Source organism: Brevibacterium antiquum (assembly GCF_016107655.1).
Classification (GTDB): domain Bacteria; phylum Actinomycetota; class Actinomycetes; order Actinomycetales; family Brevibacteriaceae; genus Brevibacterium; species Brevibacterium antiquum.
In genome coordinates this window covers 13,221-25,043 of the sequence record NZ_JABASX010000012.1, presented here as the reverse complement: position 1 = coordinate 25,043, position 11,823 = coordinate 13,221, and the positions used below count along the sequence as shown (strand labels likewise).

Annotated in this window: 12 protein-coding genes and 1 pseudogene; 10 read left to right on the top strand and 3 right to left on the bottom strand. The window is 63.4% G+C overall.

Features of this window, described 5'->3' with window-relative positions:
- The first annotated feature begins 22 nt into the window (after positions 1 to 22).
- Positions 23 to 166, top strand: a complete 144-nt coding sequence (locus JFC13_RS19525) for a hypothetical protein (protein WP_232488758.1) — start codon at positions 23 to 25, stop codon at positions 164 to 166.
- 443 nt (positions 167 to 609) lie between these two features.
- On the opposite strand, the gene JFC13_RS17505 is transcribed toward JFC13_RS19525, so the two are convergent.
- Positions 610 to 1,257, bottom strand: coding sequence for a TetR/AcrR family transcriptional regulator (locus JFC13_RS17505; protein ID WP_198398334.1), 648 nt, complete (start codon positions 1,255 to 1,257; stop codon positions 610 to 612).
- 158 nt (positions 1,258 to 1,415) lie between these two features.
- On the opposite strand from JFC13_RS17505, the gene JFC13_RS17500 reads away from it, so the two are divergent.
- The 5 genes from JFC13_RS17500 to JFC13_RS17480 all read left to right on the top strand — a co-directional run bounded on the left by JFC13_RS17500 (position 1,416) and on the right by JFC13_RS17480 (position 6,890).
- Complete coding sequence (locus JFC13_RS17500; RefSeq protein WP_198398333.1) at positions 1,416 to 2,975, top strand: MFS transporter; 1,560 nt, start codon at positions 1,416 to 1,418, stop codon at positions 2,973 to 2,975.
- Between the two features lie 61 nt (positions 2,976 to 3,036).
- Positions 3,037 to 3,246 (top strand): heavy-metal-associated domain-containing protein, encoded by a 210-nt coding sequence (locus JFC13_RS17495; RefSeq protein WP_198398332.1) that lies wholly within the window; start codon positions 3,037 to 3,039, stop codon positions 3,244 to 3,246.
- 1 nt (position 3,247) lies between these two features.
- Entirely contained in the window at positions 3,248 to 4,261 is a 1,014-nt protein-coding gene (locus JFC13_RS17490) for a heavy-metal-associated domain-containing protein (RefSeq protein ID WP_198398331.1), read from the top strand.
- Complete coding sequence (locus tag JFC13_RS17485) at positions 4,251 to 6,575, top strand: heavy metal translocating P-type ATPase (protein ID WP_198398330.1); 2,325 nt, start codon at positions 4,251 to 4,253, stop codon at positions 6,573 to 6,575. The genes JFC13_RS17490 and JFC13_RS17485 overlap by 11 nt, the downstream gene beginning before the upstream one ends.
- Positions 6,576 to 6,617: 42 nt before the next feature.
- Positions 6,618 to 6,890: a hypothetical protein gene (locus JFC13_RS17480; protein ID WP_198398329.1), complete on the top strand. Its 273-nt coding sequence runs from the start codon at positions 6,618 to 6,620 to the stop codon at positions 6,888 to 6,890.
- On the opposite strand, the gene JFC13_RS17475 is transcribed toward JFC13_RS17480, so the two are convergent.
- A complete protein-coding gene (locus JFC13_RS17475) occupies positions 6,887 to 7,075 on the bottom strand; it encodes a hypothetical protein (protein WP_198398328.1) in 189 nt (62 codons plus the stop codon). The two genes, JFC13_RS17480 and JFC13_RS17475, sit on opposite strands and share 4 nt — an antisense overlap.
- Before the next feature lie 381 nt (positions 7,076 to 7,456).
- On the opposite strand from JFC13_RS17475, the gene JFC13_RS17470 reads away from it, so the two are divergent.
- Positions 7,457 to 7,867, top strand: coding sequence for a four-helix bundle copper-binding protein (locus JFC13_RS17470; protein WP_198398327.1), 411 nt, complete (start codon positions 7,457 to 7,459; stop codon positions 7,865 to 7,867).
- A gap of 154 nt (positions 7,868 to 8,021) precedes the next feature.
- Here JFC13_RS17470 and JFC13_RS17465 read toward each other — a convergent pair whose 3' ends face one another.
- Positions 8,022 to 8,600: a CueP family metal-binding protein gene (locus JFC13_RS17465; RefSeq protein WP_198398326.1), complete on the bottom strand. Its 579-nt coding sequence runs from the start codon at positions 8,598 to 8,600 to the stop codon at positions 8,022 to 8,024.
- Between the two features lie 205 nt (positions 8,601 to 8,805).
- On the opposite strand from JFC13_RS17465, the gene JFC13_RS17460 reads away from it, so the two are divergent.
- The 3 genes and pseudogenes from JFC13_RS17460 (at position 8,806) to JFC13_RS17450 (ending at position 11,800) form a co-directional block, all read left to right on the top strand.
- Positions 8,806 to 9,015 carry a heavy-metal-associated domain-containing protein gene (locus tag JFC13_RS17460; protein ID WP_198398325.1) on the top strand — a complete coding sequence of 70 codons (210 nt, stop codon included), beginning with the start codon at positions 8,806 to 8,808 and terminating at the stop codon, positions 9,013 to 9,015.
- Between the two features lie 150 nt (positions 9,016 to 9,165).
- A pseudogene (locus JFC13_RS17455) lies at positions 9,166 to 9,534 on the top strand (metal-sensitive transcriptional regulator).
- 37 nt (positions 9,535 to 9,571) lie between these two features.
- Positions 9,572 to 11,800 carry a copper-translocating P-type ATPase gene (locus tag JFC13_RS17450; RefSeq protein WP_198398324.1) on the top strand — a complete coding sequence of 743 codons (2,229 nt, stop codon included), beginning with the start codon at positions 9,572 to 9,574 and terminating at the stop codon, positions 11,798 to 11,800.
- Positions 11,801 to 11,823: the final 23 nt, after the last annotated feature.

Here is an 11,823-nt window from a genome sequence, read left to right as displayed (position 1 = left end):
GCATCCACTGTTAGACACGCATATGAAAAAGGACGGCGTCGCAACTTTCTTCGCGCGCGATACCGGTGGTCGACACATCGGCTCGATGACGCCGCTACGAGACTGCCACCTCGGCGATCCGCTCGGGGTTCTTCACATCATCGGAGTGACCACGCCCTGCGGCTGATGCAGTTTCAGTAGTCTGCACGCGATGGGCTCCCCAACCGAGTTAGCGCCGGGGGCGTGAGAGCGGGTGATCAAGGCGACGACGTAGCCGACATCGGCATGTAAGGATACGGTCTCCGAGGCTACGAGCCCCACCGAGCATTAGCACGCGGTCCGCGTCGGCTATGGAGCACACGGTGAGGAGGCCACGAGCGCGTACGGCTTGACCGCGTGCCGGCTCCCGTTGGTGATGACGAGCGTATCGAAGGCTCGTCGCCCGGCGGTGGCGAGGCGAACCTCTAGGGTTCGCGGGCCGGTGGGGCCACGCCCTTGTTGGCCCGGGTCCGATTGGAAGGCTGTTCGCCGGTTCGGGTGAACAACTCGACGTCGACGCCCGAAGCGTGCAGAGCTTTCACGGTTGCGGTTCGGCTGCGTCGGCGCTACTAAGTCCGTCTGTCGAGCGCATTAGGTGTCCTCCGTCGTGACTATGATCTGGGTGAAGGCTGGCAACAGGACTGCGTCGATGTACCAGGGTGCGTCGCCCGGGTCGAGGCGTCCTGCTCGGACTTCCTCCGCTGCGCCGTTCATTACCACGTGAGTCGTGGTCAGCAACCAGGTCACGGGCAGGTCCGTCCGGAACGCGCCCTCGCGCTGACCCCGGAGCAGTAGCGTGCGCATGCGCGCCTCGGCCTTCTCGTGCAGCTCGCGGATGCGGGCTGCGGGAAGTTCTTTCTGCGCGGCCGCCAACAAGGCGCCTGATTGGTCGACGAGCACCCAGCTGGAAGAAACCAGGCGCTGGAACGCCGCGGCGGCCTCGCCGTCGAGAGAGACTTCTTTCAGAACCTCTTCGCCGCGTTCAAGGCTGTCCACCAACGCTTCTTCGATGAGCTCGGCGCGGGTCTGGAAGTGGCCATACAACGTCATCCGGCCCACTCCGGCCTCAGCGGCGATGTCGGCGACCGAGGCGTCAAGGTTCCCGCGGATCGCCGTCACCGTCGCCGCCAGGATCTTCGCCCGGTTGCGCTGGGCGTCGGCCCGCTGGTTGGCCGCGCGGGTCGCTGTCGCAGGGGCACGCCGGGTGCCCCGTGTCGGCCGAGCCCTATTCGTCGGCATCGTCCACCTCACAAGTCGTACGGGAATGTATGACATAGTGTAGCTGTTATATTCCGTACACCGATGATTGAGTTACGGTGCCGTCGCCCGACTGGCGACGAACAAACGAGAGGAGTAGAGCGCTATGAGTACGACACACACGTCTCCGGGGGTGCGACATGAGTAGCACAAACGCACCGGCAACACAGACCGGCGCCAAGCAATGGTGGGGTCTGACAGTCCTGGTGATCCCTTCCACGCTGCTGTTCATGATGCTGACGATCCTGTTTCTTGCGGCACCGAACTTGGCTACCGACCTGAACCCGTCGAGCGCGGAGCTGCTGTGGATTCTCGACATCTATGGCTTCGTGATGGCCGGATTCCTGGTCGCGATGGGCGTGCTCGGAGACCGGGTGGGTAAACGCCGCCTGATGGTGATCGGCGCGATCTTGTTCGCAGTTGTCTCCATCGCGGCAGCACTGACGACTGAGCCATCGCTGATGATCGTCTGGCGCGCAATCCTGGGTCTGGCAGGTGCGATGATGCTGCCCGCCACACTCGGACTAATCTTCGTGCTGTTCTCCGATGCCAAACAGCGCGGCGTGGCCATCGGGATATGGGCCGGCGGCATCTCAGCTGGTGTCGCGCTCGGCCCCTTGCTCAGCGGCCTGCTGCTGGAGGCGTATGGATGGGAGGCCACCTTCCTGGTGGCTGTGCCGATCATGGCCCTGGTGGTCATCGGTGCACCACCCCTCGTGCCCGAGCACCGCGACCCCAAGGCGCGGTTCGACCTCTTCAGCGCACTGCTGTTGGTGGCGTCCTTGCTGGCGATCATCTACGGCATCAAGCGGTTCGCCACGCAGCAACCGGCAAGCTTCTCGATTGCACTGCTGACGATCGGTGCTCTGATCGGTTTGTGGTTCGTGATCAGGCAGCTGCGTGCGAAGCAACCGCTGCTGGACGTGCGCTTGTTCCGCAACCGGACGGTCAGCGGAGCTCTCGCAGTCTTCCTGCTTTCCGCGGCGGCCCTGGGCGGTGTCTACCAGCTGTTTGCACAGTACCTCCAGCAGGTACAGGGCCTTTCACCCTTGCAGGCCGGGTTCGCGATTCTGCCGGCAGCAGCGGTACTGATCGTGGTTTCCGCCCTCTCACCGGTGTTCGCCCGGAAGTTCCGGCCCGGGAATGTGATCGCGACCGGCCTGCTCACCCAGGTCGTCGGCTACGTCCTGTTCACCCAGCTCGACACTGGGACAGGTCTGGCGCTGGTGATTGCCAGTTTCGTGATCACCTATCCCGGGGTTGCCCCGTCGATGGCCTTGACCACCGAATTGGTGGTGAGTTCGGTCCCGCCGGAGAAGGCTGGTGGCGCCTCGGGGCTCGCGACCACGGTGAACGATCTCGGCATCTCCCTCGGCGTCGCGCTGATCGGCAGTGTCGGCGCGGTTGCCTACCGCAATCAGATTGCCGGCACGCTCCCGGGCGGGTTGCCCGCTGACGCGGCGGCCGCGGCCGCCGACAGCATCGATGGCGCACTGGTCTCGGCCAGGGAACTGCCGGGAGCGCTCGGTGAACAGTTGGTCGCTGCGGCCCAGGAGGCATTCACCGGCGGACTGAATACCGCCGCGATCGTTTCGGCCGTCCTAGCCGGCACCGCCGCGATCATCGCCGCAACCCGCCTGCGCCACGTTCGCCCAACCGGCGAGGCTCAGCAGGCCACCGATGAGACGGTCAACGGTTGATTTGATACCCCACGGGGGTATATAGTTTCAGAAATGGCACACGAGTGAAGGAGTTTCAATCATGAACACGACCGAGTACCAGGTGACCGGGATGAGCTGTGGGCACTGTGAGACCGCGATCCGGGCGGAGGTCTCCGAGATCCCCGGCGTTACGGGCATCGAGGTCAGCGCGACCACCGGCCGCCTGGCTGTGACCACCGACAATCCGGTCGATGACGCCGCAGTGCTCGCGGCGGTCGACGAGGCCGGATACACCGCTGTCAGGAGCTGAGATGAAGGCACCTGCACGGCTGGGCCTGTACGGGCTGGTCCTCGTGGCCGTGTTCGCCGTGGCTGGATTCACGGCGAACGCGGCCATTCCCGAGGAGACCGTGCAGAGCTGGGCAGAAGACACCGCACAGAACACCCATCACGACGAAGGAGACACCATGGACGCCGCTGGGCACGAGGGCGGCGACACAGGCGAGACGGCTGCCCTCGGCCTGGGCATCGCGCAGGATGGTTACCAGCTCACCGCAGTGACCGCCCCCACCGACACCGGTACCGAGGAAACCCTGTCCCTGACGATCACCGGCCCGAACGGGAACCCGGTGACCGACTTCGAGCTGGAGCACGAGAAGGAACTGCACCTGATCGCCGTTCGAGCCGACGGCCAGCACTTTCGCCATGTCCATCCCGAGATGAACGACGACGGCACCTGGACGATCCCGTGGCAGTGGGACGCGGCCGGGATCTATCGGATCTTCGCAGACTTCATTCCCGCGGAGGCCGGTGAAGGACTGACCTTGTCGACCTCGGTACAGGTGGGCGGTACCTACGATCCCGCACCGGCTACCGAACCGGTCACCACGACCACCGTCGACGGCTTCGACGTCAGCGTCGAGGGCGATCTCACCGCCGGCGTGACCACCCAACTGACCATGACCATCACCCGGGCCGGTGAACTAGTCACAGAGCTGGAGCCCTACCTGGGCACCTTCGGCCACCTCGTCGCCCTGCGTGACGGGGACCTCGCCTACCTGCACGTCCGCCCCCATGGGGACGCCCCGCAGGCCGGCCAGACGTCTGGTCCGGAGATCGTATTCGAGGCCACCGCACCTACCGAGGGCCGCTACCTGCTCTACCTGGACTTCAAAGTTGACGGCGAGGTCCACACAGCCCCGCTGGTGATCGATACGACCACCAGCTCGGGCGAGAGCGACGGCGGGCACCCCGAAGATGGGGGTTTCGGTCAGGAGCCGGGCACCGGTGGCGAGCATCAGGAAGGAGAAGGCCATGACCACTGAAAACACCAGTATCGGGGTCGCCGGCATCGAGTTGCAGATCGGTGGCATGACGTGCGCCTCGTGCGCGAACCGGATCGAGAAGAAGCTCAACAAGCTCGACGGTGTCACCGCGAGCGTGAACTACGCGACCGAGAAGGCCAGCGTCACTGGTCCCGACGACCTGGACCCGCAGGCCCTGATCGCGGAGGTCGAGAAGACCGGCTACACCGCCGCGCTTCCGGCGCCTGCCAAGGGCCACAGTGACAGTTCAGAGGAGGGGGGCGAGTCGGCCGAGGACAGAGAGCTGCGTTCTCTGCGTCAGCGCCTGATCGGCGCCGCGGTCCTCGCGGTGCCAGTGATCGCGATGGCGATGATCCCAGCCTTGCAGTTCGACTACTGGGGCTTTGCCTCACTCGTCCTCGCCGCCCCCGTCGTGGTCTGGGCCGGGTGGCCCTTCCACCGCGCCACGTGGATGAACCTCAAGCACGGTGCGGCCACGATGGACACGCTCATCTCGGTGGGCACGACCGCGGCGTTGATCTGGTCCATCGTCGCCCTGTTCTTCGGCACCGCCGGCCAGCCCGGCGTCACCCACGCTTTCGAGCTGACCATCTCCCGCTCCGACGGGCTCGGGAACATCTACCTCGAAGTCGCCGCCGGGGTGATCACGTTCATCCTGATGGGCCGCTACTTCGAGAAGCGTTCCAAGCGTCGCGCCGGGACTGCCCTGCGTGCCCTGTTGGAGATGGGGGCAAAGGAAGTCTCTGTCCTTCGCGACGGCACCGAACAGCGCGTCTCCGTCGACGAGCTCGTGGTCGGCGACGAGTTCGTCGTCCGGCCCGGCGAGAAGATCGCCACCGACGGGACCATCGCCTCCGGCAACTCCGCGATCGACGCCTCGATGCTCACCGGCGAATCTGTGCCGGTCGAGGCGAGCGAGGGCGACAACGTCACCGGCGCGACCGTCAACGCCGGCGGACGCCTCGTCGTCAAGGCCACAAGGGTCGGCTCGGACACGCAGCTGGCGCAGATGGCGCAGATGGTGGAGGACGCCCAATCAGGCAAGGCGGAGATCCAGCGACTGGCCGACCGTGTCTCCGGGGTGTTCGTGCCAATCGCGATCGCCATCGCCGTCGCTACGCTCGGCGCGTGGATCGGCGCAGGCTTCCCGCTGTCGGCCGGCTTCACCGCCGCCGTCGCGGTGCTGATCATCGCCTGCCCCTGCGCTCTCGGCCTGGCGACACCGACCGCACTGCTGGTCGGCACCGGGCGCGGCGCGCAAATGGGTGTGCTCATCAAGGGCCCCGAAACCCTCGAATCCACCCGCAAGGTCGACACGATCGTCCTCGACAAGACCGGCACCGTCACCACAGGGAAGATGACCCTGACCGACGTGATCGCCGCTGACGGGGTTGACCGTGACGAGCTGCTGCGAGTCGCTGGCGGTCTGGAGGACTACTCCGAGCACCCCATCGCCCAGGCCATCGCTACCGGAGCGATCACCGAGGTCGGTGACCTGCCGGCGCCGGAGTCCTTCGAGAACATCGAGGGCAAGGGCGTCCAGGGCGTCATCGACGGCCACGCCGTCCTCGCCGGACGCGAGTCCCTGCTGGCGGACTGGTCGATCCACCTCGACCAGGACCTCAAGGCCGCCAAGCAGGCCGCCGAGGCCGAGGGCAAGACGGCCATCGCCATCGGCTGGGACGGACAGGCGCGGGGGGTGCTGGTCGTCTCCGACCAGATCAAGCCCACCAGCGCCCAGGCCATCGCCCAGTTCAAGGAGCTCGGGCTGACGCCGGTGCTACTGACCGGCGACAACCAGGCGGTGGCTGAGCAGGTCGCCGCCGAGGTCGGCATCGACCAGGTCATCGCCGAGGTCATGCCCAAGGACAAGGTCGACGTCGTCGCCCGACTCCAAGACGAGGGCAAGGTCGTGGCGATGGTCGGCGACGGCGTCAACGACGCCCCCGCCCTCGCCCAGGCCGACCTCGGTCTGGCGATGGGCACCGGCACCGATGTGGCGATCGAGGCCGCCGACATCACTCTCGTCCGGGGCGACCTACGGGCGGCCGCGGACGCGATCCGGCTGGCCCGGCGCACGCTGCGGACGATCAAGACGAACCTGTTCTGGGCCTTCGCCTACAACACCGCCGCGATCCCCCTGGCCGCCTTCGGGCTCCTCAACCCGATGCTCGCGGGCGCAGCGATGGCGCTCTCGTCGGTGTTCGTCGTCTCCAACAGCCTGCGGCTGCGGACCTTCAAGGCCCGCGCGGACGACGCCAGCGACCCGGCACCGGCCGGTCCGGCACCAGCCCGCGAGCCGGTGGCCGCCTGATCCACCCATCCGTCATCACCCAACCATGAAAGGAAATATCTGATGACTGCACATGAGAACCTCAATCTCACCGACGCCTCGGCCGCCGAGGGAGGAAGCTGTTGTGGCCACGCTCCCAGCGCCGAGTCCACCGCTCATACCCCGGCCGCAGACATGGCCAAGTGCCCGGTCATGGTCGGCACCCCCGTTGTTAAGGCCGAGGCAGAGGCCGCCGGCCTCTACCGCGACTACAACGGTGAGCGGTATTGGCTGTGCTGCGGTTCATGCGGGCCGCTCTTCGACGCCGACCCCGACCGGTACGTGAACGCCGCCTAAGCAATTCCCTCCTCGGTGATTCCGCGCTCCTCGATCCAAGCTTCAGGGGGCGCGGAATCACCGACGACAGCAGTCGAAACTACTTCAGCGACAACAGCTTCGCCGGGAAAGAACGTTGAGATGAACAGAAGGATGACGACTGCCTGCCGCAGCAGCCCTGAACCCTCCACGCAGGTAGACGTCATAACGCTTAGCCCTGTATTGGCCAGATCCGCCCAGTCCCGTTTTGGATTCGACGCGCATTACTGGAACGGGCTCAACGGGCTAATGAAAATGTTCTCATCGAAGGTCTCGGACACGGTGGCCGGACAGTAAATGAATAGCACTTGGCGGGTACGCCGCTATGGGGCGCGTTTAGCATATTCGAGTACCAAACTTTTCCCAGCTCTCGTGGCATACTTTTTCACAAGACGCGTCAGCCCGACTTCCCGCCGGCGTCTCCGCTTGAGGACGCGGGACTTTATGTGAGTCCTGCGCCCCCTTCCACCCGCGCGAAACGTTGATTAGTCTCGACGGAGTAGGCAGATGCCTACCGGCTTTCTCGGATCGACAGAAGGAGCGAAATCATGACTCATCATGTGGCCTCAATGCTGGAGACCTACCCGAAGAACCTTGGTGACATCGACCGGCAAAAGTTGGCTGAATGTATCGAAGCCTGCTTCGAATGCGCGCGGACCTGCACTGCCTGCGCCGATGCCTGCCTCGCGGAGGACACAGTAGCCGAGCTGACACAGTGCATCCGCCTGAACCAGGACTGTGCCGACGTCTGCGCAGCCACCGGCCGCGTGCTCTCTCGCCAAACCGGCACCAACATCGACCTCAACCGCGTTCTACTCGAAACCTGCCGCACGGCGTGCCGCACCTGCGCCGAAGAATGTGAAAAGCATGCGGAGATGCACGCACATTGCAGGACGTGCGCCGAAGCATGCCGACGCTGCGAACAGGCCTGCGCAGACCTCCTGGCCTCGCTGGACTGAGAACAGCGCGCAATTACGCGACAGGAGTCCGAACAATCCTGGGCAGTGTTCATTCCAAAGCACACTTGATGTGACTACAGGTATGAACACTGCCCAGGATTGTTTTTGCCGTACTCGAGACCTGCTCGACAAGCAGGGAATGCGAGCTGGAGCGTTAGGCGAGCTGGAGATCAGTAACGCAGGTCGCACCCTCATCGGTTGTGGCGAACTCGGTCGAACCAACCTTCTCATCGTAGCCAATTTTGATGGTTCCCTGGATATCGCTTGGCACCCAGAACCCGACGAAACCGTTATCGAAGGTCGTCGCTTGTTCATCGACCACGTTGTCGCCAGTGGATTCATCGGTGATCCGGACATCAAGCTTTTTGTTGCCGAGCTCTCCCTGGCAGGTCGTCAGGCTGTGATAAAAGCAGTCGTGAGTGGTGTTTACATACGGTGCAATCGAAAGATACGTCTTCTCTGCCGGTAGATCGAGTGTCACTTCCTGTGCTTCGCCGGCCAGTACCAGTTCATCAGGATAGACCGAAGCCATGAGATCAGTTGGTCGCTTCTCTACTGCCAGTTGGTCGAGGTGATTGATGGCTTCAACGGCGTCCATTCCTGCCAGCCCGTGATCTGAAAGGAATTCCTCCGACGAGACCTGGTCGACATCGGGCCACGGATCTGAGTTCTCGGTTGCGCATCCAGCCAGCACAAGTGTCAGGGCTGCTATAGCAATTCCTCGTCGTTTCACTTCATCTCCTCGCGTTTGATTCGGGGCTCTGCCCGGTGTTTCTTTTCAATACCGGAATGGGACCGGTCGCTGCCGCGCGGCTCATGATTATGGTGTCAATCACAAACCTCGAGCGAGTTGCCTTTTCCATTGACAATAATACCCCCACTGGGTATATGGTCGGGATCAGATACCTGCCCCAGGTATCCAATTATGGAGGAACAACATGAGCGAGAACAGTGAGTTCAACGTTTCAGGCATGACATGCGGACACTGCGAAATGTCAGTCCGTGAAGAAGTCCAGGAGATTCCGGGCGTGACAGACGTTCAGGTTTCTCACCAGACCGGAAAGCTCGTTGTCACCTCGAATTCCAACGTCTCGGACGCCGTCATCAAAGCTGTGCAGGAAGCGGGATACCAGGCAGCGCCCGCATAGAAGCGGCATGATTCGAAGCCCGTTTCTGCCGAATGCCCGGCTCGCTTACCACTCCGAGGCCTGGCAACATTCGGCGTACCGCGCGGACTGACGACCCGGTGTCCCACCACGATCATTTCCATCACCGCATGAAACCTGAGGAGCATCCACATGGCGACTAGCCAAGAGCCAGCCGACGTCACCATCTGTCAGTCGAATAGAGCTCAAGAGGATTCCTCTTGCCATGTCGCTGGTCATGAGCACGGATACATCCGAAACAAGGGTCAATATCAGCGACGGCTGGCACGCATCGAGGGACAGGTTCGGGGTATCGAGCGGATGGTGGAACAAGAGCAGTAGTGCATCGACATCCTCACCCAGGTCTCTGCCATCCAATCAGCATTGCGCAATGTCGCTCGAGGGCTTCTCGATGACCATATGCGCAGCTGCGTCGTCGACGCGGTCAAGGACGGCGGAGCAGAAGCCGATGACAAGCTCGACGAAGTCTCTGAAGCCATCAGCCGTCTGATGCGCAGCTGAACGACCATTGCCAGTAGTCCGGTAGCAGGAGGACAATATGAGTACCCCACACCACCACGATCACCACACCGGCGCGCACGAATCGCCCCAGACTCATGCCTCGGCGTCTGCGACGAACCACGACAATTCAGAGCACCACCTCGACCACCACTCCCCCAGCGCTCAGAACCACGAAGCGCACGACCACGATTCGCACAGCGGCCATGGGGGCCATGCCGGCCATGGTGATCATGCGGCGATGTTCAAGAACAAATTCTGGTTGAGCCTGGCACTGTCGATCCCGGTCGTGTTCTTCAGCCCGATGTTTGCCGGCCTCCTCGGGTATACGCCACCGGAGTTCCCGGGAGTCGATTGGATTGCCCCTGTGTTGGGCACCGTCATCTACTTCTATGGCGGCATGCCGTTCCTCACCGGCGGATGGTCGGAACTGAAGTCACGCCAACCGGGCATGATGCTGCTCATCGCCATGGCCATCACCGTCGCGTTCGTGGCCTCGTGGATCACCAGCCTGGGCATCGGTGGTTTCATGCTCGACTTCTGGTGGGAACTAGCCCTGCTCGTTGTCATCATGCTGCTGGGTCACTGGATGGAGATGCGTGCCTTGGGCGCAGCATCGGGTGCGCTCGACGCTCTTGCCGATCTGATCCCAGACGAGGCAGACAAGGTCACCGACGACGGAACCGTGACCGTACCGATCAGTGAGCTCACGGCCGGAGACATCGTGCTCGTACGGTCCGGGGCACGGGTACCGGCCGATGGCAGCATCGTCGACGGGGCGGCAGAATTCGACGAATCCATGATCACCGGCGAATCAAAGACCGTCACCCGCGAGAACGGGGATCATGTGGTGGCTGGCACCGTCGCGACAGACAACTCCGTGCGAGTCTCCGTCGAAGCCATCGGCGAGGACACCGCGCTGGCTGGCATCCAACGCCTGGTCGCCGAGGCCCAGCAATCCTCATCCCGGGCACAAGCACTGGCTGACCGGGCCGCGGCCTGGCTGTTCTGGTTCGCACTGGGGGCAGGCATCATCACATTCCTTGTGTGGCTCCTCATCGGCCAACCCGATGATGCTGTCATCCGTACTGTGACTGTCCTCGTCATCGCCTGCCCTCACGCATTGGGTCTGGCAATTCCTCTCGTCATCGCGATCTCCACAGAGCGAGCCGCCAAGGCCGGAGTACTGATCAAGAACCGTATAGCACTGGAGCGGATGCGCACGGTCGATGTCGTCCTCTTCGACAAGACAGGCACCCTCACCGAGGGCGCTCACGCAGTCACCGACATCGCAACGACTTCGGACATCACGGACGGGAAGCTGCTGGCCATCGCCGCCGCAGCCGAAGCAGACAGTGAACACCCTGTGGGCCGAGCAATCGTGACGGCAGCCAATGATCACGAGGAAGCCTCGACGATGGCCTTGGTCGGCTCCGAGTTCAGTTCCGCCACCGGGCGAGGAGTACGCGCGGTCGTCGACGGTGCAGAAATCACCGTCGGTGGGCCCAACATGCTGCGCGAGCTCAACCTCGACCCACCAGCTGATATTGCCGCCAAGACTCACGAATGGGTCGATCGTGGAGCCAGCATCCTGCACGTGGTCTCCGACAGACAGATCATCGGGGCCCTGGCTCTAGAAGATCGAGTTCGGCCGGAATCACGGGCAGCAGTGAAGGCCCTGCACAGTCGAAGTGTGGCTGTTGCCATGATCACCGGCGACGCTCATCAAGTCGCTGACGCAGTGGCCGCAGATCTGGGAATCGACGAGGTCTTCGCCGACGTCCTCCCCCAGGACAAGGACACCAAGGTCGCTGAGCTTCAGAGTCGCGGACAGGCCGTGGCCATGGTCGGAGACGGCGTCAATGATGCCCCTGCCCTGGCACGAGCCGAGGTCGGAATCGCCATCGGCGCCGGCACGGACGTGGCGATGGAATCAGCAGGAGTCGTCCTCGCCGGCAACGACCCCCGTGCCGTGCTGTCGATGATCGACCTCTCACGGGCCAGCTACCGCAAGATGCTGCAGAACCTGGCCTGGGCCACCGGCTACAACGTCCTCGCCGTCCCACTTGCCGCTGGCGTCCTCGCTCCCATCGGGTTCGTCTTGTCCCCGGCAGTCGGGGCCATCCTGATGTCGTTGTCGACGATCGTCGTCGCGCTCAATGCCCAACTGCTGCGTCGAGTCGATCTCGACCCAGCCACACTCGCAGCACTGCCCATCACCGGTTCATCCTCGTCATCTGACCGGGTCGATACCACTAACCGTTCCTGACCATCAGTCCGAGAAATTGTGGC

What these genes read in the sequence shown, in the direction of transcription:
- JFC13_RS17475 (WP_198398328.1), bottom strand. Translation starts at nt 7,075, where the DNA reads ATGACGTCTACCTGCGTGGAGGGTTCAGGGCTGCTGCGGCAGGCAGTC.
- JFC13_RS17450 (WP_198398324.1), top strand. Translation starts at nt 9,572, where the DNA reads ATGAGTACCCCACACCACCACGATCACCACACCGGCGCGCACGAATCG.
- JFC13_RS17490 (WP_198398331.1), top strand. Translation starts at nt 3,248, where the DNA reads ATGAAGGCACCTGCACGGCTGGGCCTGTACGGGCTGGTCCTCGTGGCC.
- JFC13_RS17485 (WP_198398330.1), top strand. Translation starts at nt 4,251, where the DNA reads ATGACCACTGAAAACACCAGTATCGGGGTCGCCGGCATCGAGTTGCAG.
- JFC13_RS17495 (WP_198398332.1), top strand. Translation starts at nt 3,037, where the DNA reads ATGAACACGACCGAGTACCAGGTGACCGGGATGAGCTGTGGGCACTGT.
- JFC13_RS19525 (WP_232488758.1), top strand. Translation starts at nt 23, where the DNA reads ATGAAAAAGGACGGCGTCGCAACTTTCTTCGCGCGCGATACCGGTGGT.
- JFC13_RS17460 (WP_198398325.1), top strand. Translation starts at nt 8,806, where the DNA reads ATGAGCGAGAACAGTGAGTTCAACGTTTCAGGCATGACATGCGGACAC.
- JFC13_RS17505 (WP_198398334.1), bottom strand. Translation starts at nt 1,257, where the DNA reads ATGCCGACGAATAGGGCTCGGCCGACACGGGGCACCCGGCGTGCCCCT.
- JFC13_RS17470 (WP_198398327.1), top strand. Translation starts at nt 7,457, where the DNA reads ATGACTCATCATGTGGCCTCAATGCTGGAGACCTACCCGAAGAACCTT.
- JFC13_RS17500 (WP_198398333.1), top strand. Translation starts at nt 1,416, where the DNA reads ATGAGTAGCACAAACGCACCGGCAACACAGACCGGCGCCAAGCAATGG.
- JFC13_RS17480 (WP_198398329.1), top strand. Translation starts at nt 6,618, where the DNA reads ATGACTGCACATGAGAACCTCAATCTCACCGACGCCTCGGCCGCCGAG.